Consider the following 25323-nt stretch of genomic DNA (forward strand, 5'->3'; position numbering starts at 1 on the left):
GTCAAGCGAATTATACATTTGCGCTCACCTCGCTAACATCACTGTTCTTTATGTGGGGATTTATTACCTGCTTAAATGACATTTTAATACCACATCTCAAGGCAGTATTTGATTTGAGCTATACCCAAGCTATGCTCATTCAATTCTGCTTTTTTGGTGCTTATTTTCTGGTATCGCTACCGGCAGGTAAACTAGTTAAATCGGTTGGTTATCAAAAAGGTATTGTTATCGGGTTAATTATTGCAGCTTGTGGTTGTTTGGGCTTTTACCCTGCAGCAAGTATGCAAAGTTATCCGGTATTCTTATTTGCTTTGTTTGTTTTAGCGAGTGGGATTACGATTTTACAAGTATCTGCAAACCCGTATGTCAGTATTCTTGGTAAGCCAGAAACGGCCTCTTCTCGGTTAACAATGACCCAAGCCTTCAACTCACTGGGCACAACCGTAGCGCCGTTTTTTGGCGCGTACTTGATCTTAGAACAAGCCGGCCATGAAGTGGCTAATTCAGCAGAATCAGTGCAAACTCCTTATCTACTGTTGGCGGCAATGTTACTCGTGCTTGCCGCGATTTTTGCCTATTTAAAGTTACCTAATATGCACGAAGAAGAGGAGCAAGAAGAGCAAGTTCAAGGCAGTGCGTGGCAACACAAGCATTTAGTCTTAGGCGCTGTCGGTATTTTTGTTTACGTTGGTGCGGAGGTATCGATTGGTAGCTTCTTAGTTAACTTCTTAGGTGAAGAAAATATCGCAGGCTTAGAAGAAGCAAATGCGGCGAAATACATCGCTTATTACTGGGGCGGTGCGATGGTAGGGCGCTTTATTGGTGCTGGTGTTATGCAAAAAATTGCAGCGGGTAAAGTGTTGGCATTTAATGCCGTTGCCGCAATGGCGCTATTGCTAGTCACCATGATGACGGAAGGTCACATCGCTATGTGGTCGATTCTCCTTGTTGGTTTGTGCAACTCAATTATGTTCCCAACGATTTTTAGTTTAGCGATAACTGGCTTGGGGCGTCATACGTCACAAGGTTCAGGCATTTTGTGTTTAGCTATTGTCGGTGGTGCGATTGTGCCGCTCTTCCAAGGTATGCTTGCCGATAGCATTGGTATTCAAGCCTCATTCATTTTACCGGTATTTTGTTACGCCTATATCGCGTACTACGGCCTTGTCGGTTCAAAACCACAAGTTAACTCAACGACAGCATAGGACGGGGTAATGAGAACAACACTAAAACCTTTAGCATTATTGGTTGCGCTAGCTGCCGTTTCGGGTTGCTCAAAAGAGCAGGCGACGAATGATGGCCAAGCACTAAAAGCACAAGAACCGCAAGCGAGTGAGCAACAAGCGCTCAATATTGATATTTGGCCAACACTTGATTTCGAAGTCAAACAAGACGCTGAAGTTGAAGCTAGCGTTAAATCACTACTTTCAACCATGACATTAGAGCAAAAAGTTGCTCAGATGATCCAACCAGAAATTCGCGATATCACGGTTGAAGATATGCGCAAATACGGCTTTGGCTCTTATTTAAATGGCGGTGGTTCGTTTCCGAACAATAATAAGCAATCAACACCACAAGATTGGATCAACTTAGCAGAAGCCATGTATCAAGCATCAATTGATGATTCACTTGATGGCTCTACTATTCCAACGATGTGGGGCACTGATGCCGTTCACGGCCACAACAATGTGATTGGCGCGACGTTATTTCCACATAACATTGGCTTAGGAGCGATGAACAACCCTGAGCTCATTGAAAAAATCGCCGAAATAACCGCCAAAGAAGTGATGGTGACGGGTATTGATTGGGTATTTGCACCAACGGTTGCCGTCGCCAGAGACGATCGCTGGGGCAGAACCTATGAAAGTTACTCGGAAGATCCTGCGATTGTAAAAGCATACTCAAAAGCCATTGTTAAAGGCTTGCAAGGTCATGCGGACGGTGACTTTTTAAGCGATAAGCGCGTAATCAGTACTGTGAAGCACTTCTTAGGCGATGGCGGTACTGAAAAAGGTGATGATCAAGGTGATAACATTGCCAGTGAGCAAGCGTTATTTGATATTCACGCTCAAGGTTATGTTGGTGGCTTAACCGCAGGCTCTCAGTCGGTAATGGCGTCATTTAACAGCTGGCACGGCGAAAAAATTCATGGCAAGAAATACCTGTTAACGGATGTGCTAAAAGACAAAATGGGTTTTGACGGCTTTGTTGTTGGCGACTGGAATGGCCACGGTCAAATTCAAGGCTGTACGAACGACAATTGCCCGCAAGCAGTCAACGCGGGTTTAGATATGTATATGGTGCCAACGTCAGCGTGGAAGCCGTTGTATGAAAATACCATTGCACAGGTGAAATCTGGCATTATCAGCCAAGCGAGAATTGATGATGCGGTTAGCCGTATTTTACGCGTAAAAATTCGCGCTGGTTTATTTGAAAAGCCAAGTCCGGCGAACCGTCAGTACTCAGGTAAAACTGAGCTAATTGGCGCACAGGCACATCGTGATATTGCCCGCCAAGCAGTGCGCGAATCTTTAGTCTTGTTAAAGAATAAAGATAACTTATTACCCTTAGCGCCTAAACAACACGTGCTTGTAGCTGGCAATGGTGCTGATAATATCGGCAAGCAATCTGGTGGCTGGACAGTAACGTGGCAGGGCACTGGTAACAACAATAATGACTTTCCAGGTGGTACATCAATCTATGATGGCATTGCTCAAAAAGTAACTGCTGCTGGCGGTAAAGTAACACTTAACGTTGAAGGCGAATACCAAGAAAAACCAGATGTCGCCATTGTCGTGTTTGGCGAAGATCCTTATGCCGAAGGTCACGGCGATCGCGATAACCTTGATTATCAGCGCGGTGAAAAAACCGATTTAGCTTTGTTAACTAAACTAAAAGCGCAAGGCATTCCTGTTGTTTCTGTGTTTATTAGTGGTCGCCCGATGTGGGTTAATGCTGAGCTTAACGCGTCAACAGCATTTGTCGCAGCTTGGTTGCCAGGCTCAGAAGGTGTTGGCGTGTCTGATGTACTATTTACCGAGGCCAATGGCGATGTCGCTTATGACTTCACGGGTAAATTATCATTCTCTTGGCCTAATTCAGCTAACCAAGCCGTGTTAAATAAAGGTGATGATGATTATCAACCATTACTGCCTTACGGTTTTGGTTTGAAGTATGGTGATGAAAATGTCTTAGCAGATAATTTAAATGCTGAATTAGCGATTGATGAAGCAGCATTGCAAAAGCGGGTATTTTTCGACGGTAAAATGCACAAGCCGTGGTTAATGTGGTTGTTTTCTGCCGATCAACAATTACAACCTAATGCCAACACTCATAGCTTGGCAGGGTTAACTTATCGTACGGTTGACCGCCTTGTGCAAGAAGACTCGATTCAATTAACGTTTAACGGCACAGAAAAAGCGGGTATTCGCTTAGTGAGTAAAAGCAACTTTAGAGAAGATTTACGCTCAGCGATAGAGCAAAATGGCAAGCTGTCATTTATGGTGAATGTCTTAGAAAAGCCTACGGCACCTGTTATTGTGAGTATGGCTTGTCAAAAAGCGGAAAGCCCTGATGATAACTGTGGCGCAGCCATCGACGTGACTGAAAATCTCAGTGGTCGTTTACATCACGGTTGGTCACAAGCATCAATTGACTTAGCTTGTTTTGCTAACAAAGGCATGAGCTTTGGTGATTTGGTTGCACCGTTTGAGTTAACAACGACGGGTAAAGCAACAATCCAGATTGGCAGTGTAATGTTCGAGCCTCAGCCAAAATCTGCGGAGAGCATTACTTGCCAGTAATCGAGTCGCTGTAAACACCTCAAAGACAAAAAGGCTAGTGTCGGTAATGGCACTAGCCTTTTTTTTTGCGTATTTGACTATTTCAACTAGTCTGTATTGAAACAATAAATAAGGACGTTGTCATGTATCGTACATATGGTTTTTGCTTTTTACTGATGTGGTTTAGTAATCAGTTAGTCGCGTATCAATTTGAAGTAGAGAATGTTGAGTTGGCGGGCAAGGAGTCGCCTATTCATGAACAAATGACTTTACTAGCTGCTCTATGTTATTTAAACAATACAAGTGAAATGCCCAGGAATTGTTTATCTAAAGATCTGGTAATTAACGATGTTGATCTTGTCTACCCGAATAGTTCTCTTACCACGACCGGTGAGCCTGTATTTGTTCAAGACTTAATGCGAGCATCTCGTTGGTCAGATGATCCAACGAGACTATCTAAAGCCGGTAATAAGCGAAAAACAGCGCTAAAGTCAATTGGTACAACAGCATCTGCTTGTGTCTTTTTGCGGCCTACTTGGCGTTTCCCCTTTGTCTATCGTTCAGATATGAGGAGGAGCATTTTGGGCGGGCTATTTTGCAGTAGCCATTACGGTAGTATGCAGTTTTTGCATTCAATGTCTTCTCGCTCTGCTGACTACAGTTTTAATCCTGAACCTATGACCACTTCGTTAAATAAAGCAAAAGCATGGGGGAGTTTTACTATGGACTTTTTTAGGGATAAAACGTTAAAAAATGAGGACTTTTGTAGTTATTTCGAGGGTATATTAAACGACGACACAAAAATAGCACAACACGAGTTTGCGCAGGTATTTAAACTCAATAGCGCGGTGTTAAGTCAAGGTCGAGATAAAAGCCAATTTCATTGCAACGATGCTGTTACATTGCGTTTTCTATTTAATAATGAGTGTACGGACCCATTCAGTAGTACTGACTGTAACATTATTCATGATGATAAAAAGCTTGAAATAGCTGCCTTAGGTGCCTTGTTACACATGATACAAGATGCTTATTCAACCTCACACACACAGCGTGTAAATGATTTACAACCTGAGCATATCAATACAGTGTATTGTAAAACGGTGAGTGAGTTTTACGAGTATAATGCCCAGCACAAGCATGGTGTGCAACATGCAGACAGTGATAAGCCACCAATTTCTTTCGATGAGTCGTGTTATCAATCAGAAAACCCCATTTTGGATCCTATTACTGCGTCGGCAATTGCAATTTGGTATGCAATGCAAACAGAACAACCTGAATTTTCCATTGAAAGTTTCTTGGCCAAACATGTTTATGGTGAATAATTAAAGCAAAGATAACGCTGTAAACCGTGTATAGGTTATTTGTACTCAATGAAAATATTGCTGGTGAGGCGGGCTAGTTCAAGCTGACTAGTGACGTCTTTGTCAACATCGACCATCGTTGAATGCAGCAATTTACCTGGATAGATCACCACGCGGTTGGCTTTGTATTCAATCTGATAATAGCAGTCAAATTGCGCGGTTGATTGATTCGGGTAACCCTGCTTAGGCTCACCAAAATCCTCTATTTCTTGTTGGCAGATCGATAGGTAGTGTTCAATACGTTGATCATCTATTGATTCAAAGCCGGTTGCTTTATGGCGAAATAAGCCAGTGCCACCGTGTGGTTGCTCATTTAGATAATGCAACACGGCAAAATAGTGCTCGTGGGTGCTATCAAAATGGGGCAGGCGTTGTAATAACGAAAGCTCGCTCTCGTCTAGCGTGATCATCGAATAGTAGGTATCGAGTACTTTGAGCTGTTTGTTTTTCGGGATTTGATAAATGTCGTAAAGGGCTAAATAAATGCTTTGCAGCGCTTTAATGACATACTCTTTTGGTAGTTTTGCTCGTAAGCCGGGGTAATAGCTGTGCTCGTCTGGGGCAAAATTATCCAGCGTCGTTGGCTTTTGGGCAGATATCGGAAAGTTATCAATTATGACAACAGGCGTGTTTTCTATGCCAACACGCACTATTGTCATGGTTATGCCGTTATCTAAGCTTAGGCGCTGTGCCATCAATTACATTGCCTTAGATTTACAATAGTGATTGATAAAATCGAGATGATTTGGCCACTGTGCCACTTTCTTTGCGGTACCGTCTTTAATGCGGTTGAGGAACAGTTTGAGTTCGTCGTCTGACATTTGATCAACAATAGGGTGGTATTGCTCTGGGATCAAGCCCTGACCCACCATCACTTGGATCCATGAATTTAAGCCGAATAAATCGTCTGGTTTTTTATAAACTTGTGCGCTTTTGCCAAAGAGTTCCATACGGTGTTTTAGGCTATCCGTGATCGGCATACTCTTACAGTAACGCCAAAACTTAGAGTCGGTGCGCTCGGTTAAGTGATAGTGCAAAATAATAAAATCGCGAATATTGTCGCACTCGGCTTTGGTTTGTGCGTTAAACTCGTCAATATCAGCTTGGTTGATTCCGCGATTTGGCATTAACTGCATCAAGCGAACGATGGCGCGTTGGAATAGATGAATACCGGTCGATTCTAACGGCTCAATAAAGCCGCTCGATAAACCAACGGCGATACAGTTTTTATTCCAATGTTTTAACCTTGTCCCTGTTTTGTATTTGATCACGCGAGGCTGATTAATCGGTTTGCCTTCAATGTTGTTAAGCAAGAACTCAATCGCTTCGTCATCACTCATATATTTACTACAAAACACTAAACCATTACCGGTTCTATTTTGCAGTGGAATTCGCCATTGCCAACCAGATTCACGGGCAATCGAGCGGGTATAAGGGACTGGCTCACCAACAGATTCAGTTTGCACGGCAACGGCTCTATCGCAGGGTAAGTAGTGGCTCCAGTCTTCGTAACCAGTATGCAGAGCATCTTCAATTAATAGCCCTCTAAAGCCGGTACAGTCAAGGAATAAATCGCCTTCAACGACTTGGCCTGAGGCAAGCGTTAATGACTCGATATAACCACTTTTGGAGCATAAATTTACCTCTTGAATTTTACCTTCAACGCGTTTCGCGCCGTGTGCTTCGGCAATGTTTCTCAAATACTTAGCATAAAGGCCTGCGTCCAAGTGGTAGGCGTGATTAAGATCTTGATTTGCCATTACGGCAAAGCGCCCCTCTCTAGCAGCTAAGTGCTCAGGGCAGTAATCGCCAATGTCGCTAGCAATGCCTTGTTGTAGGCCTTTTAACCAAAAGTGCTGAAAGCCACAAGCCCAGCAATCTTGGCCGAGAAAACCAAATGAGTGAATATAATCTTGATTAACGTCTTTCCAGTTTTCAAATGAAATACCGAGCTTAAAGGTCGCATTAGTTGCCGCCATGAAGTCTTTTTCTTCTATACCGAGCAAGCGATGAAAAATATGCAGGGTAGGGATGGTCGCTTCGCCAACGCCAACGGTTGGGATGTCGTCTGACTCAACGAGGATAACGTCTAGGTTTTTGCCTAGGAGTTTGGCAAAAGCAGCTGCCGCCATCCAACCAGCGGTGCCACCACCAGCAATTACAAGTCGTTTAATGGGTTTGTTATTCATAGGAAACTCTTATCGTTTTAATTTGTTGAGTAAGTCAGCGCGAATTTTTCTCGCTGATGCTTCATCAAGTGGCAGTTGTAATACATCTAGGGCATGCCTTGGAATATGATTTAGATCGGTGTTGTCATGCTCAAAGATATAGTGATTAAAGATTGCCTGCCAAGCTTGTCGCTGTGCTTTGGGTAAACTTCTAATACTTAATATCGCCGCCATCAAAGCGTTATTTGGTCTGCCCATATAGCCGGGTGTATCTCGCCACCAATGAGTAACCAAAACATTGAGTGCGTTTTTTCCTTCAACGTGATGCCACCACATGCTCGGTAAAAATAACGCATCGCCGGCGCCGAGTTCGGCAACTTGAGCGTGTTTTACTGCGTCTTTAAATTTGGGAAATTTATCGAAATCTGGCGCGGCAAAGTCAACTAATGAAATATCCTGCCCACCGGGCGCGAACTCCATCGGGCCGACATACAAATTGTCTATCTGCTCCGGTGGAAAGAGAGTAAAGCGTCTTTCGCCTATGACTGAACAGGCCAAGTTATGCGGAAAGTCGTAATGGGCAGCAATTTTACTTTGATTGCCAATCCAAATACTGGTGAGTGGATTAAACTGGGCTAAACCCGATGGGTTTTCGTTGGTAAAACGAGGAAACCAACGCGAGACTTCGGTTGAGCCCATATACATTGTTGGCGGCTCGGGATCGTCACTATGGGCGAGCAGTTTATCGAGCACGATATTTAAATCAACTTGGCCACCACCATAGTTAAAGCCAGTCATATCATCGTTATAAAACACTCGCCCTTTAGTTTTTGGATCGCCTAAACAGGCTGAAACTGGCTCGTTGCTATATATTTCACGAATATAATTTGCGCCTTGGTCAATGGATGCTTTACCCGCTTTAACGATTGGCCAATGTTGAGCAAAATCTTTAAAGATAATGGGCTCACTCGCATCACTAATGTATTCGAGTACATTATCTGGTGAAACGCCATTAATGACTTTAGTTTTTTGCTCAATTGCTAACACCTAACTTCTCCTGTAAAGCACTAAGTCGTTGTTATAATCCGCGCTGTTATAAGCCCATTAGGGCGTTTTTGCGATTGATTAAATCGCGAATGTTACCTTGTGACGCAAGCGCCATATAGATTGCGTGTAAATAACCCGAGTTGTGGAGCTTGACAATTTCATCATCGGCAAGTGCTTTAAACTTTTCTTCGTTAATCGTGTAGAAGCCGATCATTTCATTCTTTGATTGGTCATTTAACGTGATATCTAAAGTGAATGGCTCAAGTAACTCAAGATCGGTTAGCATATTCACGAAGTTTTCACTGTCTTGAACGCCGTGGTGAATGGTTTCCATCATATCCGCCATGCGATCTAAAAAGTCGCTATTGCCACCGTACTCTAAAAACAATGGCTGGCCTTGTGTTTGGTTGACTCTCGGGTGGTCAATATCGAGGGTTAGTACGCGATGCTCTTTATCAACGCCATCTTCTTTAATGGTTTGGCGGCCGATCATAAAGGGTTGGCGCTGCACCATTAACGGCACGTAGCCAGCGTCCCAGCCTTGTTCTGATAAAAATAGATTTTCGTTATTTTGAAAGCCAAATAGTGCCACGGGTAAAAAGCGCGCTGATTGCGGATCTTTGATAAAGAAAATTGGGTAGTATGCTTGAACAGAGCGAAATTCAAGCGGAAAGGTTTGTGTGTACCAAAGATTATCACCAAACTTTTCATGGCGTTCGGTGTTAATTTTTACATCTTTGTGGTCAATGTTATTCACTAATACATGGTTTGCCATGTTTGCTCCTTTTTAATCAGTCAACACTGATCTTGTTGTTATACGTTGCTAAAGCGCTGCGTTTTTAATTGTTCTAATAGTGCTCTATTACTTGGCATCGCTTGGCTCATTTGTTTGGTTCGTTGTACTTGTGCTCGAAAGATTTCTTGCGCGCGTGCTTGGTTGTTATACCAAATATTGGTTTTGTTAAGCTGGGTTTTATAGCCCATGCCGTAAAGAATAAATTGATTACTCGCACTCGGAAAGAGCTCTTGGGTGTATTTGCTATCAAAAGTATACGGTACTTGATATTGCCAGAGATCAAGCTGCTCTTTTAGCGAGTCACTCAAGTGGCTCAGGTCGCGATTGTCACGCCAATAATTCGAGTCGTCGCGCTCTGATAAGACGTAATGCAGTTTCAAAAAGTCGATAATGTGTTGCCATCGTTGACTAAACTTCTCGTTAAAGCGTTTGGCGACATGTTTTAACATCACTTGATTACGCGGCAGTTGCTCGGCAATCATCTTAGCGGAAAGTTCAACTAAGGCGATAGCAGAGGCTTCTAACGGTTCGATAAAACCTGCTGACAAACCAATGGCAACACAGTTTTTATGCCAAAACGTTTCGCGATAACCCGGTGTTATTTCAATGGTTTTGATGTTGACATCGTCGAGCGTTGTCTGGCTAAACGATTGTCTTATATAGCTATCCAAGGTTTCTAGAGCATCATGTTCACTTTGATAATTTGACGCGTAAACATAACCAATACCGCGGCGAGTGGGTAAACCAATATCCCAAATCCAACCAGCACTTTGACCTGTCGATAGGGTTGCTGAGGCAATAGGGCTATCGACTTGGTCATAAGGAATTTGCACTGCTAAGGCGCGATCGTTAAACAATTGGTGCTGTTGGTTTAACAGGGGGACTTGATAGTGCTCACCTAGCAGTAATGATTTTAACCCCGTACAATCAATAAATAGATCACCCGCTAATTCACCGTGTTGCTTTAAGTTTAGCGAGGCAATGTTGCCATCAGAGTCGCTGTTAATCACTTCTACGTGATCGAGGATGTGGTTAACCCCGAGTTTTTCGCAGCAGTGCTGTTGTAAAAACTGACTGAATTTTCCCGCATCGAGGTGATAGCCGTAGTTAGCGGCAAACTTATACTCTGGGGTGTTGATGGTTTTTGGCGCTTTGTTGTTATCACACAAGGATGCTTGATGGGTGAGGGCGTCGGCAAAACTGATTTCATCTTGAAACGGTAACCAATGCTCTGCCAAGTTCAATTCGTGAAAGTGATGAGGCATTGAAAAAGGGTGGTAATAGCTGTGATTGCTTGGCTTTAACCAGTTGATAAACTTTGAACCTTGTTTAAAGCTAGCATCACATTGAGTTAAGAAGTCAGTTTCGCTAATCCCTAGCTTTTGCAGGCTTTCACGCATTGAAGGCCAAGTACCTTCACCGACACCAATCGGTTTGACATCGGGCGACTCAACAAGGGTAATCGTTAGATTTGATTGCGGGTTGATATGCTCAGCAGCTAATAAGCCAGCAGTTAACCAGCCTGCTGTGCCGCCACCGACGATAATAATTCGATTAATTGTCCTGTTTAACTCACAGTCCATACTACTTTCCCAGCAAAAACCTTGATAAAAATAGTTATTTATCTAACCACTATATCTTGCTCTTGCGCATCAGGCTAGAGCCTTGAGATTAAATAATTATTTTTATCAGTGCTTGATAAAAGAGCCGCTAAATGGGGGGATATTTAGCGGCTCTTGCTTCTATGCAACAGTAATGTCGTCGAACTTACTGTTAGAAGTTGTAACGCGCACCTAAGGTATAACGAGCACCTTGTTGAGTCACGTTAATCACTTGGTGAGTAGCACGGCCGTATTGGCGAGTGTACTCATTAGTGATGTTGATACCTTCGAAGAATACCGCTAAGCCTTCAACTTGAGGAATGTCATAGCTCATATTGAAGTCAACTTGTTGATAGTCTTGCGTATATACAGGGTTTGCACCTGTATCAGTACCTGTTGCGGCTAAGAAATCATCACGCCAGTTATACGCGATACGTGCTTGGAAACCACCATTGTCGTAAAACGCGATAAAGTTTGCTGTGTCACTGATGTTTGTTTCGGCAACTTGTGCATCTAGAACAAAGTTATCAAACTCGTTATCAGTATTCACTAACGTGTAGTTTGCCATTACACCAAAACCTGTCTCGCCGAATAGGTGTTGAACAGTAAATTCCATACCGTCATAACCTTGTTCTTCTGAGCTGTTTTGTGGCTCGTTAATTAAGAAGTTCAATAGTTGATCTTCTGGTACACCTGCAATCTTGATAACACCATTTTCTTCATAAACGGTAACACCGTCTTCGTAGTTATCAAAAATGTATTGGCGAATGTTACCAGCGTCACTGCCTACAGCACCAATTGCTTCACTCGACTTAGGACCGTTTGAAGGGTTGAATAAGCCGTCAAAAGTGTATTCCACTGTGTTTGGATCAATGTTGTTCTTAACTTTTTTATCGAAGTAGGCGATAGCAGCGTAGCTACCTTCAGCGTAATACCACTCAAATGAGAAGTCCCAGTTCTTCGACTCTAACGGTTTTAGATTCGGGTTACCTGATGAACCACTACCATTTAAACGGTTGGCAAGCGTACCTAAGACAGTACCACCTTGCAGATCGCCATACCAAGGTCGACCAATAGTCTCTGAGTATGCCGCACGAACGATAATGTCTTCCGTTACTTCTAAGTTAAAGTTGATACTTGGTAAGATATGATCGTATTTACCCGATTTGGTTTGATATTCAAAACCACCTGTACCGGTTAATTCGATTTCTGTGTCACCAACCCATACTGTACCGTTGTATTCTGGTACTGCTGAGGTAGATTCAACTTCAGTTTGCTCATAACGGAAACCAAAGTGAACATCAAATGGCATGGTGCCCATTTCACCTTGGTAGTTGTATTGCAAGTATACTGAGGTGATGTCTTCTTCTACGTAGCGGTCTGTACCGGCAGCGTAGTTTGTTGAAGGACAGAACATGTTGCCACAGTCACCAATCACGGTGCCCGCAGGGAATGAATCTGGCGTATAAAGCTGTGCAGCGATGTCACGAACAGCATCAAAATCCCACATAAAGAAGCGATCTGCAATTTCATAACTGCCATCGAAATCAGCAAAGTTACCACCGCTAACATCATCGAAACGATCTTGAATGCTAGCCGCTGGGAAGAATGAATCATCAAAATCGCCTTCAGCACCAACACCACCCCAGTCGTTACGTTGCACGTTAACTTGCTTAGAGTGTTTGCTTGATGTCATTAACATCACACCAAAATCAATACTGCCGATCTCTTCAAAATCGTATGTACCGCTTAGGTGTGTTTGGTCAACTTCTGAATAATCTTCTGCGTTTGAGAAAACACTACCGGTTACACGCATATCAGATGGTTGAACATTTGATGAACCACGTACCGCAAGGATAGGTAAGGCACCAGTGAAATCAGTTGCCGCTGCTTCACGAATGAAAGCCGCAGTTGATAATGTGTTGCTCGAACCGTGCGGGCTATTTGGTGTGCGCTCAGCATCTGAGCTGTGGTGATCTAACTCTAAACGGAAGTTAGGTGCTAATTGCCATTCTAAGTTAATACCAAATGAGTTCATCTCATCGCGGGTTGCCGATTTTGATGCCGCCATTGAGTAATCTTGAACGCCTGCACCTGTTGCAATGTAGTCTTCAGAGTAAAGTAAAGGTGAAGATATAGGACCATCTGTCCAAACGTTTTCTGATGGTGCAAACGTGTACCAAGCAGAAACATCGTTAAATTGACGATCGATTTCCGTCTCGTAGTACGTCCAATCTGCTGTTGCAGTGAAGTTATCGTTTGGACGATACTGTAAAACTAACTGAGAGTTTAAACGCGTACGTTGTTGCTCTTCAAACTTGTAAATTGTTGTTTGTGGTACTGAGTAAATATCACCAGGACCTGGACGGTTAACTTGGCCGTCTTGTGGTACACCACCCCAAGCCGCATTTGAACCACTCCAGTCTTGGTCAGTTTCACCCGTAAATGAACGCCAACCTGTACCAACTAACGCTTGTTGGTTACCACTTTCACGCTCTGCGTAGCTCGCATTAATTGAAACACCAAATTTACCGTCGTCGAATGTGTCAGAGTAAATACCTGAAAGCTCTGGTGTGATGCTGCCGTCTGACGCTGACGTGTCATCCATCATCTTGATGCCGAAGCTTGCTTTGCGGCCATCGTGATCAAGCGGCTTTGATGTTAAGACGTTAATTGATGCGCCAATACCACCGGTTGGAATTCTTGCTTCTGACGTTTTGTATACTTCTACACCACTTACACCTTCTGACGCAACATTAGCAAAATCAAATGAACGCGAACCATTGGTTGTCGGTAGTTGGCGGCCGTTTAACATGACTAGGTTACGATCTGGCGCAAAACCACGTACTGTTACTGAGTTACCTTCACCGTTGTTACGGTCGATAGATACACCCGAGATACGTTGTAATGATTCGGCAAGGTTGGTATCTGGAAATTTACCAATGTCTTCAGCGGAAATGGCGTCCATAACACCACTTGATGACCGCTTTAAGTCCATTGATTTTATCATACTGCCTCTAATGCCAGTAACTTCGATAACTTCAATTTCTTGTGCTGCTTGGGCTTCTTCAGCTAATGCTGGTGAGGCCATGCTAGCACCCAAAATCAAAGACAAGCTAGACGCTAACTTTGTTTTGTTAAACTTTTTATAATTCATGTTATTCCCTCGATGCTCTCGTATATCAATCTTATTAGAGTGATTGCTTGTAAGCGCTTACATTATTTTTCAAAAAAAATCGACAGACCCTTCAATTTTATAATTTTTATTGAAAGCGCTTACATTAAGCTAGTTTAAAATTTTTTTTCAGTCAACATTATTTTCATTTTATTAATCTAGTTGACTCAAAAAGCTAACAGGTGTGTCGATATATTATTCGTTTGATTTTTGTTAAGTTAATGATTTAAAGGGGTTTTTGTTGGTCTTTTGATTTTTAGAAATAATAATCATTGTTTTTACTTAATAAAGTTAAAATTTTTGAAAAAAACATGGAAAGCGCTTTCAGCGTTAAATATTGCTCGTGTCACCAATGCAAACAGTAGTTACATTTGTCTTGACCCAAAGCTTGCAAAACCCCAGAATGACACCGCTGTCATTATATTGGAGAGACAAAGAGGCCGTTATGCAAGAGCGCGATACAAACGTTAAAGGGAGTTTCGAGACTAAGCAACGCATCAACTCAATTGATGCCCTACGAGGTTTCGATATGATTTGGATTTTGGGCTTACAAGGCATTTTTGCTGGTTTGTTTACGTTAACCTCATGGCCGTTATTTTCAGTATTATCTACTCAGATGGAACACAGCCAATGGCACGGCGTGACAGCATACGATGTGATATTTCCGTTATTTATCTTTTTATCTGGTATGTCGATTGGCTTGAGTGCAAAGCCGTTAAATAGCTACCCAAAGGCTAAACGGCAGCAATTAATCAATAAAGCTATTAAACGCTTGATCGTGTTGTGTTTATTAGGTGTTATTTATAACCACGGTTGGGGGCAGGGGATCCCGATGAACCTCGATGAAGTGCGCTTTGCTAGTGTGCTTGCTCGCATTGGCATTGCCGGTTTTGTCGCGACACTGGTGGTTTGGTACTGTCGTCCCAGTTATCAATATTACGTGTTGTTTGGCTTGTTATTAGGTTATTTGTTGCTCCTTGCGCTTGCTAATATTGGGCAGTACGGTGCCGGTGACTATAGTGCTGAAGGCGCTTTGAATGTTTGGTTTGATCAAGTGTTACTGCCTGGCGCAACCTATCGAGGCGCGTTGGTTGACCCTGAAGGAATACTGTCTAATTTAGGCTCGATAACCAACGCGCTAGCAGGTGTTTTTATTGGCCGCTTTTTCATTAATCGATATCGAGCAAATCAACCTTACCTGCAATCGCTCATTGCAATGGGGTTATTCGCATTAGTGTTAGGTTATGGCTTAAGTTTTATTCAACCGATAAATAAAACGTTATGGACGACACCGTTTGCATTAGTGACGATTGGCTATAGTTGCCTGCTATTTGTTTTGTTTCACCTGATGTTTGATTTTGATAAGTGGCAAAAGCTATCACTGAGTTTGCGTGTTATTGGTATGAATGCGATTGTTGTTTATTTGGCAAGTGCACTGGTCGATTGGCAGTATGTCAGTCAAAGTTTATTCGGTGGAGTTATTGGGGCGAGTGCTCCGTCAAGCCAAGCGCTGTTATCTGTTATTGCGCTGGTGGCAGTGCAGTGGTGGGGGTTATATTTTCTTTATAAACGAAATATCTTTATCAAGCTCTAATACCAATTGAAATAAATATTTGACCAACTCAGAGCTACGTCAGGGAAGTTAGAATAAAGGAAATTTATGCAGATGTAGTCATTCTCCATCAAGTAAATTTGCGAAATTATCACTTTTCTGACGAGCTCCCAAGGGCGAGTTTAAAAGGCTTTTATACTTCGTTACTGATTTTAATAAGGGAATAACCATTATCGGCAATCAAAGCGTTGCCTACATGGATGTAGGTACTTAGGTTGTGTCTGGAACATACAACCTGTGTCTAAAAGCCTTTTAAATCTCGCTGAGTGATCAAATAGTTAATTCACTTGGTATAACTTGCGCTTGGCGATACGCTGATAAACGTCGATTTTCTCTGCATCAGACATTGAGCGCCATTGGCAAATTTCGTTAATGGTGCGATAACAGCCCGTGCAGACATCTTGTTCATCTAAGCAACAATTATCGATACAGGGGCTGTTCGGTGTTTTGTTCTTTATGATCCTGCTCCCGCCGCTGCTCCTGCTCCCCCCGCGGCGGTTGCCGCCGATTGTGCGGTGGCCGTTGCGTTGGCAACCACATCATTTTGGCTTTCTGTCGCAATAATACAATAGCCGTAGCCTAAGCCTGGTAGTTTATTGGTCCATTCAAGATCGCCATTGTTGGCATTAACGCAAAATAAATGGCCTGCACTGTACGCATAAACAAAACCATCTTCATAGCAAACATTGGTCAGTTGAGATGACTTCAACTTTGTTTTCCAAAGCTCTTTACCTGTTTGTTTTTCAATACAAACAACATGGCCACTAATGCCTAGATATAGCTGTGACATCGTAAACTCCTTTTTCAATAATAACGAATGCGTTTCGTTATATTACTGAGGCTAACGGTTAATTGCCAATGCGCCGGCAAAAAACAAAAAGATACTGCCAGTGAGTTTTGGTAGCCAGCCTTGATTGATGCCATGTAACAGCTTTTGTTTGAATTTATATGCCACCAAAACATAGCCAAAGGTAAAGGCAAAAGCATTGATCAAACTCGTACTGGCGAGCAACAAAAACTGTGGTAAGAGCGGTTTACTCGCTGAAATAAACTGTGGAAATAGTGAGCTAAAAAATACGATGGCTTTTGGGTTAGAAAGTGCAATTAAGAAACTTTTTCTAAATAACGCTGCACTTGTTGGCGCTTGGTTTACATCAACTTGAAAGGCCCAACTGCCTTTACTGCGAATGATTTGAATGCCGACATAAAGTAAATAGACAACACCAATAACTTTAATTACCGCGAAAATCATTGGTGAGGTTAATAACAGCGCGCCAACGCCGGTAGCCGAGATTATTGCGAGTAAAAAAATGGCAAAGACATGACCAATAACCCCTGCTAAGGCTTTCTTACGACCAAAATTAATACCATTACTGGCGGCGAGGATCACCGAGGGGCCAACACTTGCTGAGGCAACGACTGAGATAGTCAGGTATACGAGATATTGAGAGAAATCCATGACAACAACACAAAGATTAAAAACGCGGCGATTGTACAGATTTATCAGCAAAAAGAAATGAGAAATAAGTAAAAAGTAAAAAGTAAAAAGGAGCGAAAACGCTCCTTTTTAACCTAGAATAGCTTGGCTATTAGTCTTTTTTGTAGCTATCGTGGCATGAGCCGCAAGCTTTACCGATTTGGCCCATCGCTTTTTTCACTTCAGCTTCACTGCCGGTTAGGGCGATTTTGCTCACACGCTCAGAAGCCATGACTAAGGCTTTGATCTTCTCAGCGTAATCATCTTGCTCAGTCCAAATACCGTTTAGTGCTTCTGTCTCAACGTTAAACTTAGAGGTGTCGACTTTAGATGTGTCTGCAATCATATTTGCTAAGTGGTTAATGTTTGTTGCTTTTTCTTGCACAACTTCTGCGTTAAATGGCACTTTCCCTTTTAACATACCACCTAGAGGCCCCATGTTATGGCCTAATAATGTGAAGTTTGCTTTGCGCACTTTTGTTGCCCATTCAGCGTGCTTCTGATTGGCCGCAGGTTGGGCAAAAGCGACAGTTGAAACAACAAGGCTAGCAAGTGCTAGTGAGGTGACGGTACGTTTCATATCTCTTCCTTTTTCTAATAGTAGTGTTTTAATAGTAATAATATGCTTCAATGACTGGTGCGTTAATTACCACCAACCAGTATACAAATACGGCCACAATCACGGCAACGACCAATGCGATCAACAATTTTGAGTGTTTAATCGCAGCGCCTTCTTCAACATCGGCTGAAGACTTTTTACCGGTCAGCATTGGTCGGATTAAATCTTTGTGTTTGACAATCTTATAGAAAACAATGGCGACAATATGCAGTGCAACACAAGCCTGCAAGAGTGTAAATGCAATATCATGGGTGCGATTAGCGAGTTTTTGCCAATCACCTTCGAGTACACCGTTATAGGGGCCTGAGGTAAAGATATCATCGGTGATAAATAAGCCACTTACAGCTTGTGCGAGCAATAGGGCTAACATCACGAACACCATAATAGCGCCTAGCGGGTTATGGCCTACAGCACTATTACGCTTGTTTGTGTCTGATGTTAAATAGCCTTTTATCCGCTTGAAGGTGGGGAAAAAGTTTATAAATTTTGCATGCTTGGTACCGACAAAGCCCCAAACTAGGCGAAACCCGATAAGAAACAACATAAAATAACCGCAATACATATGGTATTGCATATACTCGCTACCGAGTTCAGCCGTAAGCCACAGCAAGCCGAACGTCAACACTAATAGCCAGTGAAATAATCTCAGCGGTAGATCCCAGATTAGATAACTTTTATGCATGGGTAAGTAAATGGACTGTAAACACGTTGAGACGTTATAGCGCGTTCAAATTTAATCTTCAACTGCTTGGTTTACTCAATGCGTTCAATAACGCGATTTTAACGGTGTAATTCAATTACCTGTTGGTTTAACAAGGAATGTAAAGTTGTGTAAAAGTTACGACTTAAGCTAGCCGTCATCGTTAATACGCTCAGCAATATCGTTTTGCAAAATTATTGCGCCTTCACCGGTTTCACTGAGTTCATCTTCAGGGTTGTAAATAGGGCACGTACTTAAAGATAAACAGCCGCAACCAATACAGCTACTTATAGAGTCTCGCAGTACTTCCAACGCTTTTATGCGATTATCAAGTAACTGATGCCAACGCTTGCTAAGCTTTTGCCAGTCTTGCTTATCGGGTGTTCTGTTGTTAGGTAGGCTAGATAGCGCCTGTTGCACATCATCTAGGCTCACGCCCATTTTTTGTGCCGCTTTAATTACCGAAATGCGGCGCATTACATCTGGCTTATAACGACGCTGGTTGCCTTGATTACGCCAGCTTCGAATCAACCCTTTTTCTTCATAAAAGTGCAGGGTAGATACCTTAATGCCACATCGTTTAGCGACTTTTCCAACACTTAAGTTTGCTTCTTGGTTCATTGTTGTTACTCGAAAAATAGACTTTTTTTAATTTAGCGAAAAAAATACTTTACCTCAACTTAACTTGAGGTTTTATGCTTGCGGGTAGGTGACATAACAAAGGAGAACAAGATGATTCACTTAGAGCATATAAATTTGGTTGTGAAAAATATGGAAGCAACGCTGGCGTTTTATCGCGCAGCGTTGCCACATTGGCGGGTTAGAGGGAATGGCTTTGATCATTGGCACGGCATGCCTAGGCAATGGTTGCATTTTGGCGACGATTATCAATACCTTGCCTTTAGTGATAATGGCCAAGGGGAAAATCGCGACTTAACAACACTTAATTTGGGTTTGGCGCATTTTGCCTTTGTTGTTGGCAATATCGATGACTTGGTAGCACGTTTGGCTGAAGCAGGATTTAATGCGGATAAACAAGGTGCGGAAAACCCCTATCGCAAAAATTTTTATTATCTCGATCCCAACGGTTTTGAAGTAGAATTTGTTGAATACTTATCTGACTTACCCAAAGAAAGGAATCACTATCATGATTAAAACTGCGATTATTTTGGGATCTGCTCGTTCTGATGGAAATACCGCAAAACTAGTTGAAAGGGTGGCAAGTACGCTTTCAGCGGATGTTTTCGATTTAAACACTTATCGCGTATTGCCTTTTGATTATTGTGGTAGCGCTGATGATGACTTTCGAGTACTTTCGAGTCAGTTACTCGATTATCATCGACTCATTTTCGCGACCCCAATGTATTGGTACAGTGCCAGTGCGCAAATGAAAGCATTTCTCGATCGGTTAACAGATTTCCTGCGTGAAGAAAAAGACAAAGGTCGCCAATTGCGTGGTAAACATGGTTTGTTATTAGCGACCGGTGCATCACAAGCGCCTGCGCCATGTTTTGAGCAAATGTTCACATTAACGTTCAAATATTTAGGTATGACGGATGAAGGAATGCTTTATTGTGACTGTTCAAATGGCTTTGATAACACGACTCACAACGTGATAATCGATCGCTATTTAGCGCAACTATCGACTGAAATGTCGGTTAATAAATCGGCTTGTGTATAAATATGCATCAATTATCACAAAAAGTGTTAATAGACGTCTAAAAGTCTGTTGCAATTTGCCGTTGGATCCGTTTAAATAACGCTCGTTGTTAATGGCCATTGTTTAACGTGAGCCATTAGCTCCAGAAGAGGTGCGATAGCTAGGTATGTGATGTGAAGAACCACAATTCTCATGATCATGACAGAGGGAGACTATCGCCGAGAGTTTTGCGCATGTGGGGCAATAAACTCGGTCACTGAAGGTTGAATCCTCAGGACTGTCACCAATTTGGTGGAGAGCTTCTGGCTGAAATGTCTCAATTTATAGCCTTTGCTACTAACTCATGGCAAAGCTGCTCATATCAGTCGGCTCTTCCTTGTTTTTATTTAGCATGAATTTAGCAATATGCTATTTAGGGAGACAATATGTTTTTCAATCCAACAATTCATTTTCACGGATGTCCGCATCTGTTGGTAGGGGGCGCTCATGGCTAATATCGCTGTCGCAAAATTTGGCGGAACGTCAGTGGCTACTCATCAAGCAATGTCTCGTTGTGCCGCGATTATTAAAGCAAAGTCAACGCGTACATTAGTCGTTGTATCTGCGCCTGCTGGCGTAACTAATCACTTGGTATCTTTAAGTCAACCGGGCTTAGATCTGCAAGAGCAAAGCGAAACCATTCAAGCCATTCGCACGATTGTTTTTAATATTATTGATGATTTATCACAACGCGATGCCGCCGAGCAAATAGGCGATCAAGTTGAAAATATTTTAGCTGATTTGACCGTGAGAGCGGCTAGTCAGTCACTTCAGTTTGACGCTCAAAATGCCGATAGTATTTTAGCGTGTGGTGAACAAATGAGCTCATTGGTTTTCGCTCAAGTACTAAATGAGCTTGACGTGCCAGCACAAAGCTTTGATGTTCGTCGAGTAATGAAAACCAACAGTTTGTACTCAAAAGCTGTGGTTGATATTGAGCAGGTTGCTCAACTAACACAATCAATTTTAGCGCCACTATTAGATAATCAAGTAGTCGTTACTCAAGGCTTTATCGGCCAAGATGGGCTAGGAAACACGACCACTTTAGGTCGTGGTGGTTCCGATTACAGCGCCGCTATTTTAGCCGAAGCGTTAGTTGCGGAAAATCTAGAGATTTGGACCGATGTCGAAGGGATTTTTACCACAGATCCCCGCATTACCGCCCAAGCGAAATCGATTCCCGAAATTAGCTTTGGCGAAGCAGCTGAAATGGCAACCTTTGGCGCAAAAATTTTACATCCAGCCACGTTAATTCCGGCGATGCGAAAAAACATTCCGGTATTTGTGGGCTCGAGTAAAGCGCCTGAAAAAGGTGGAACACGTATTCAGCAAAGTGTTGAATCGAGCCCGACATATCGCTCAATTGCATTGCGTCGAGAGCAGTCGCTAGTGACGGTGCGATCACCTGAGATGTTACACGCCAGTGGTTTTTTGGCAAAAGTTTTTAGTATTTTAGCCAAGCATGAATTGTCAGTTGATTTGATCACTACAAGTGAAATTTCTGTCGCCATGACCTTCGATAACCCAACATCTAATGCGCAAGCGCTGATCACCCATGAAGTGGTGAAAGAATTAGAGCAGTTATGTGAAGTGAGTGTTGAACATGGTCTCTCGCTCGTTGCCGTGATTGGCAATGGCTTACATGCAGCAAAAGCATTAGGTAGTAGCATTTTTGAGAAGATTAACGATTTTAATATTCGTTTGATTTGTCACGGTGCCAGCGCCAATAACATCTGCTTCTTAGTCCCCGAATCTGACGCAAACTCGGTGGTTTCTCAGCTACATAACACCTTGTTTGATTAACCTAACCCATTAAAATTTATACGCTTTGTTTAACTATTGAGCGTAATGAATAAAAAAACCACCTTTTCTGGTGGTTTTTTATTTTATGATACTCGAGTGGTGATTTTATTTTGATCAACAGCTAACAGCGAACTTGGGGTCAGAGTCATTTGACTCTGACCCTGAGGGATCCCCACAAATTTAAGCATCGCAAGTATTCCAGTAGGATATAACGCGATTTATTTGCTCAAAGGCCAGCCGAACTAAGGCTTTTGAGCACTTAAACCGCTTATCTCTTATCAGTCTTCGTCCAAGAAACGACAAGGACAATACGCGTTTATTACGTGTAGTGTTTGCTTGGTACCGTCTCGCAACTCGGCTAATCTCACCACAAACACCCACTATAATCGATAACCAATGAGCAATAGTTGTTAGCAATAATAGGTTGTTGAGTCTATGAGTTTTGTAGCTAAGGTGTAAGTTTAAACTAAAGCCATAGCGCTCACTTTTTACATCTCTAAACGCCTCTTCTTCCTGCATCCGTGTTTTATAAAGCTCAACAATACGCTTTGCTGTGTTTGAAGATGTTATGAGGGATGTAGCTAGTACCCAGGGCTCTCGCCCACTTTTAGCATGTTGTTTAGCAAGCTTACTTTTCCGAGGTAGCCCTTCATTATTCAATGATTTACGACCTTTAGATTTACTTTTATAAACAACAACGTTAACTGCTAATGGGTTAGTTTTAGTTATGTGTCCAATGAAGTATTTTGGTGTCGGTGTTGCAATTTCATGTAGCTTACTAATGTGCAACCATTGATTACCGGTGCAATTATAATAATTATTGCCACGTATACGTCCGATAAAATCCCAACCCAATTTGAGAATTTGTTTAAACCAAGGCACTTTAAAACCGCCATCTGTTACAATGACTGGTCTACAGCACGCAGGTAGTACTTGTGCAAGCGAGATTAAAAACGCTTTATGAGTCGCAGGCTTTTCCTTAGTAGCCATGCCGTGCACCTCTTCATAGACCGTAATACTACGACCATCCAAAGCAACAGATGCTCGAATTAGAAAATTACGCTTGCGATTATCTAAGTCTGACCAATCAACTTGAATGAGCGGGCGACTATAGGGAGATATGTGCAACGAAGTCATTTCCCTATATATATCAACACGTTCTCTATACAGATGCGCATTGGAGAGTAGTCTGTCAGCACGCTTAATTGAATGCTTTTCATAGGCACAACTATCAATACCACGTCCAATTGATGTCACGGTCGCAAAACTATCGAGTAGTAAGCTATCGACACAGCTTTTAATAGCCATTCGGCGCTTGGCGTGAATATTATTAGTGATCTTTAAAAAGGTTTGCTGCAAACTAGTGGTAACTTTCATGTGTGGTTATGGCTTTTCTTTTTGGCGATTGATCAGATCATCAACCGCCATGAAAGTTCCAAATTTTTAAAATAATATAACTGTTTGAAAAAATTAAATTATTTGTGGGGATGGCTCAGACTCTGACCCCAAATTTTACAGAAGTTAATCTTGGTTGTAGCTGTCGTTATGAACACTCATCACTGCGCGACCTGATGGATCTGCCATTTTCTTGAAGTTTTCATCCCAAGCTAATGCCTGTGGTGTACTACAAGCAACTGACTTTCCGCCTGGTACACATTCAGCGGCAGAGGGCAGTGGGAAGTGCTCTTCAAAAATCTCACGGTAGAAGTACGCTTCCTTGGTGTCAGGCGTGTTGTGCGGGAATTTGAATTTTGCATTGGCAAGTTGCTGATCGCTCACTTGGCTTTCAATATACACTTTTAAACTATCGATCCAAGAGTAACCAACACCATCTGAAAACTGCTCTTTTTGACGCCACAAAATTTCTTCTGGCAGATAGCCTTCAAATGCCGAACGCAAAATACCTTTTTCAATTTTGCCGTTGCCACACATTTTATCTTGAGGGTTGATGCGCATAGCAACATCCATAAAGTTTTTATCTAAAAATGGTACGCGCGCTTCAATACCCCACGCCGACATCGACTTGTTGGCACGCAAACAGTCAAACATGTGAAGTTTGTCGAGCTTGCGTAATAATTCTTCGTGAAACTCTTGTGCATTAGGTGCTTTGTGGAAGTATAAGTAACCGCCAAAAATCTCATCGGCACCTTCACCTGATAGCACCATTTTTATGCCCATCGCTTTAATTTTTCGCGCCATGAGGTACATAGGTGTTGATGCTCTAACAGTAGTAACATCGTAGGTTTCAAGGTGATAAATAACTTCTTTTAAGGCATCGATACCTTCTTGCTCGGTAAATAATACGCTGTGGTGAATCGTGCCTATGCTGTCGGCAACTTTTTGCGCCGCTTCTAGATCAGGAGAGCCTGCTAAGCCACAAGCAAATGAGTGAACCTTTGGCCACCAAGCTTCTGATAAGTCATTTTCCTCTACGCGGCGCGCGGCAAATTTTTGTGTAATCGCTGACACCAGTGAAGAATCTAAACCACCTGATAATAATACGCCGTACGGTACGTCAGTCATTAAATGTGACTTAACTGAATCTTCTAACGCTTCGCGTAATTTGGTTTTACTGGTGAAGTTGTCTTTAATTGCAGAGTATTGCTGCCAGTTACGATGGTAATATTTTTGAATACTGCCAACTTTACTGTCGAGGAAGTGACCTGGCGGGAATTCGCTAACTGTTTTACACACTGGCATCAGGGCTTTCATTTCTGAGGCAACGTAAAAGTTACCGTGCTCATCATAGCCAGTGTAAAGTGGAATAATACCAATGTGGTCGCGAGCAATTAGGTAGCTGTTATCGTCTGCATTATATAAGCAAAAGGCAAACATGCCTTGTAGCTTGTCAATAAAGGCACTGCCGTGCTCTTGGTATAGCGGTAAGATCACTTCACAGTCAGAATGGGTTTTAAATTGATAATCAAGGGTGAGCGTTTCTTCTAACGCTTTGTGGTTATAAATTTCACCGTTAACCGCTAACACGTGCGTTTTATCGGCGTTATAGAGTGGCTGAGCACCGTTTTCGGTATCAACAATGGCTAATCGTTCGTGAACTAAAATCGCGTGGTCGTTGTGGTAAATACCTGACCAATCTGGGCCGCGATGGCGTAATAAGCGAGAACATTCTATGGCCGTTGAACGCAATTCTTCGGCGTTGTTTTTTATATCTAAAATACTAAAGATCGAACACATTGAAGCGCTACTCCTTTGTTATTTTCATTTTATTAAAATTAAATCATTGCTGATTTACCGTCAGTTGTTAGGCAAATTTCTTGTGCCAGAGGAATTGGCGAGCGATGGGAAATTTGAATTGAGTTATTTACAATTATTTATCACAACTTCAATACCTACTTTGCCTAGAATTATTTAAATTGCAATAGCTTGGCGTAGAATTTTTACTCTAGATTAGTGCATTTAGTTATAAGTAGGTAATTATCAATAAGTTAGCGCATTGAAGCCGAGGTCTATCGTCACTTAATA

Annotated in this window: 21 protein-coding genes and 1 riboswitch; of the genes, 7 read left to right on the top strand and 14 right to left on the bottom strand. The window is 42.3% G+C overall.

Features of this window, described 5'->3' with window-relative positions; all coding sequences use genetic code 11:
- Nucleotides 1-50: 50 nt before the first annotated feature.
- From LP316_RS09315 to LP316_RS09325, 3 genes are all read left to right on the top strand, one after another.
- Nucleotides 51-1205, top strand: a complete 1155-nt coding sequence (locus LP316_RS09315) for a sugar MFS transporter (protein WP_226960846.1) — start codon at nucleotides 51-53, stop codon at nucleotides 1203-1205.
- A gap of 9 nt (nucleotides 1206-1214) precedes the next feature.
- Complete coding sequence (locus tag LP316_RS09320) at nucleotides 1215-3803, top strand: glycoside hydrolase family 3 protein (protein WP_193020729.1); 2589 nt, start codon at nucleotides 1215-1217, stop codon at nucleotides 3801-3803.
- A 122-nt stretch (nucleotides 3804-3925) separates the two neighbouring features.
- On the top strand, nucleotides 3926-5104 hold the full coding sequence (locus LP316_RS09325; RefSeq protein ID WP_193020730.1) for a hypothetical protein: 1179 nt from the start codon (nucleotides 3926-3928) through the stop codon (nucleotides 5102-5104).
- 35 nt (nucleotides 5105-5139) lie between these two features.
- On the opposite strand, the gene LP316_RS09330 is transcribed toward LP316_RS09325, so the two are convergent.
- The 6 genes from LP316_RS09330 to LP316_RS09355 all read right to left on the bottom strand — a co-directional run bounded on the left by LP316_RS09330 (nucleotide 5140) and on the right by LP316_RS09355 (nucleotide 13912).
- Nucleotides 5140-5838 (bottom strand): DUF6445 family protein, encoded by a 699-nt coding sequence (locus LP316_RS09330; RefSeq protein ID WP_193020731.1) that lies wholly within the window; start codon nucleotides 5836-5838, stop codon nucleotides 5140-5142.
- A 3-nt stretch (nucleotides 5839-5841) separates the two neighbouring features.
- Complete coding sequence (locus tag LP316_RS09335) at nucleotides 5842-7332, bottom strand: tryptophan halogenase family protein (RefSeq protein WP_193020732.1); 1491 nt, start codon at nucleotides 7330-7332, stop codon at nucleotides 5842-5844.
- A gap of 9 nt (nucleotides 7333-7341) precedes the next feature.
- Nucleotides 7342-8358 carry a cupin-like domain-containing protein gene (locus LP316_RS09340; protein WP_193020733.1) on the bottom strand — a complete coding sequence of 339 codons (1017 nt, stop codon included), beginning with the start codon at nucleotides 8356-8358 and terminating at the stop codon, nucleotides 7342-7344.
- A 46-nt stretch (nucleotides 8359-8404) separates the two neighbouring features.
- Nucleotides 8405-9133, bottom strand: coding sequence for a SapC family protein (locus LP316_RS09345; RefSeq protein ID WP_193020734.1), 729 nt, complete (start codon nucleotides 9131-9133; stop codon nucleotides 8405-8407).
- A gap of 38 nt (nucleotides 9134-9171) precedes the next feature.
- Nucleotides 9172-10737: a tryptophan halogenase family protein gene (locus tag LP316_RS09350; RefSeq protein WP_193020735.1), complete on the bottom strand. Its 1566-nt coding sequence runs from the start codon at nucleotides 10735-10737 to the stop codon at nucleotides 9172-9174.
- A 190-nt stretch (nucleotides 10738-10927) separates the two neighbouring features.
- Nucleotides 10928-13912: a TonB-dependent receptor gene (locus LP316_RS09355; protein WP_193020736.1), complete on the bottom strand. Its 2985-nt coding sequence runs from the start codon at nucleotides 13910-13912 to the stop codon at nucleotides 10928-10930.
- 370 nt (nucleotides 13913-14282) lie between these two features.
- Here LP316_RS09355 and LP316_RS09360 point away from each other — a divergent pair, with 370 nt between their 5' ends.
- The gene (locus LP316_RS09360) at nucleotides 14283-15524 is read left to right on the top strand and encodes an acyltransferase family protein (RefSeq protein ID WP_226960705.1); all 1242 of its coding nucleotides are present in this window, start codon (nucleotides 14283-14285) and stop codon (nucleotides 15522-15524) included.
- Nucleotides 15525-15820: 296 nt separating this feature from the next.
- On the opposite strand, the gene LP316_RS09365 is transcribed toward LP316_RS09360, so the two are convergent.
- The 6 genes from LP316_RS09365 to soxR all read right to left on the bottom strand — a co-directional run bounded on the left by LP316_RS09365 (nucleotide 15821) and on the right by soxR (nucleotide 18959).
- Nucleotides 15821-16051, bottom strand: coding sequence for a DUF1289 domain-containing protein (locus LP316_RS09365; protein WP_413470674.1), 231 nt, complete (start codon nucleotides 16049-16051; stop codon nucleotides 15821-15823).
- Complete coding sequence (locus LP316_RS09370; protein WP_193020737.1) at nucleotides 15997-16332, bottom strand: PQQ-binding-like beta-propeller repeat protein; 336 nt, start codon at nucleotides 16330-16332, stop codon at nucleotides 15997-15999. The genes LP316_RS09365 and LP316_RS09370 overlap by 55 nt, the downstream gene beginning before the upstream one ends.
- Nucleotides 16333-16383: 51 nt before the next feature.
- Nucleotides 16384-17001, bottom strand: coding sequence for a LysE family translocator (locus tag LP316_RS09375; protein WP_193020738.1), 618 nt, complete (start codon nucleotides 16999-17001; stop codon nucleotides 16384-16386).
- Nucleotides 17002-17131: 130 nt separating this feature from the next.
- Nucleotides 17132-17599, bottom strand: coding sequence for a c-type cytochrome (locus LP316_RS09380; protein ID WP_193020739.1), 468 nt, complete (start codon nucleotides 17597-17599; stop codon nucleotides 17132-17134).
- 28 nt (nucleotides 17600-17627) lie between these two features.
- Nucleotides 17628-18320, bottom strand: coding sequence for a cytochrome b/b6 domain-containing protein (locus tag LP316_RS09385; RefSeq protein ID WP_193020740.1), 693 nt, complete (start codon nucleotides 18318-18320; stop codon nucleotides 17628-17630).
- A 168-nt stretch (nucleotides 18321-18488) separates the two neighbouring features.
- Nucleotides 18489-18959: a redox-sensitive transcriptional activator SoxR gene (gene soxR / locus LP316_RS09390; protein WP_193020741.1), complete on the bottom strand. Its 471-nt coding sequence runs from the start codon at nucleotides 18957-18959 to the stop codon at nucleotides 18489-18491.
- 111 nt (nucleotides 18960-19070) lie between these two features.
- Between soxR and LP316_RS09395 the strand changes: the two genes are divergently transcribed.
- From LP316_RS09395 to lysC, 3 genes are all read left to right on the top strand, one after another.
- Nucleotides 19071-19493 carry a VOC family protein gene (locus LP316_RS09395; protein WP_193020742.1) on the top strand — a complete coding sequence of 141 codons (423 nt, stop codon included), beginning with the start codon at nucleotides 19071-19073 and terminating at the stop codon, nucleotides 19491-19493.
- Nucleotides 19486-20019, top strand: coding sequence for a flavodoxin family protein (locus tag LP316_RS09400; RefSeq protein WP_193020743.1), 534 nt, complete (start codon nucleotides 19486-19488; stop codon nucleotides 20017-20019). Before LP316_RS09395 ends, LP316_RS09400 begins: the two co-directional genes overlap by 8 nt.
- A 117-nt stretch (nucleotides 20020-20136) precedes the next feature.
- Nucleotides 20137-20308: riboswitch (Lysine riboswitch) on the top strand.
- Nucleotides 20309-20484: 176 nt separating this feature from the next.
- The gene (gene lysC / locus LP316_RS09405; RefSeq protein WP_193020744.1) at nucleotides 20485-21840 is read left to right on the top strand and encodes a lysine-sensitive aspartokinase 3; all 1356 of its coding nucleotides are present in this window, start codon (nucleotides 20485-20487) and stop codon (nucleotides 21838-21840) included.
- 180 nt (nucleotides 21841-22020) lie between these two features.
- Here the strand turns inward: lysC and LP316_RS09410 are convergent, their stop codons facing one another.
- Both LP316_RS09410 and asnB read right to left on the bottom strand, forming a co-directional pair.
- Nucleotides 22021-23217: an IS4 family transposase gene (locus LP316_RS09410; protein ID WP_193020745.1), complete on the bottom strand. Its 1197-nt coding sequence runs from the start codon at nucleotides 23215-23217 to the stop codon at nucleotides 22021-22023.
- Between the two features lie 144 nt (nucleotides 23218-23361).
- Complete coding sequence (asnB, locus tag LP316_RS09415) at nucleotides 23362-25035, bottom strand: asparagine synthase B (RefSeq protein WP_193020746.1); 1674 nt, start codon at nucleotides 25033-25035, stop codon at nucleotides 23362-23364.
- Nucleotides 25036-25323 lie beyond the last annotated feature (288 nt).

The organism is Thalassotalea sp. LPB0316 (genome assembly GCF_014898095.1).
GTDB lineage: Bacteria > Pseudomonadota > Gammaproteobacteria > Enterobacterales > Alteromonadaceae > Thalassotalea_G.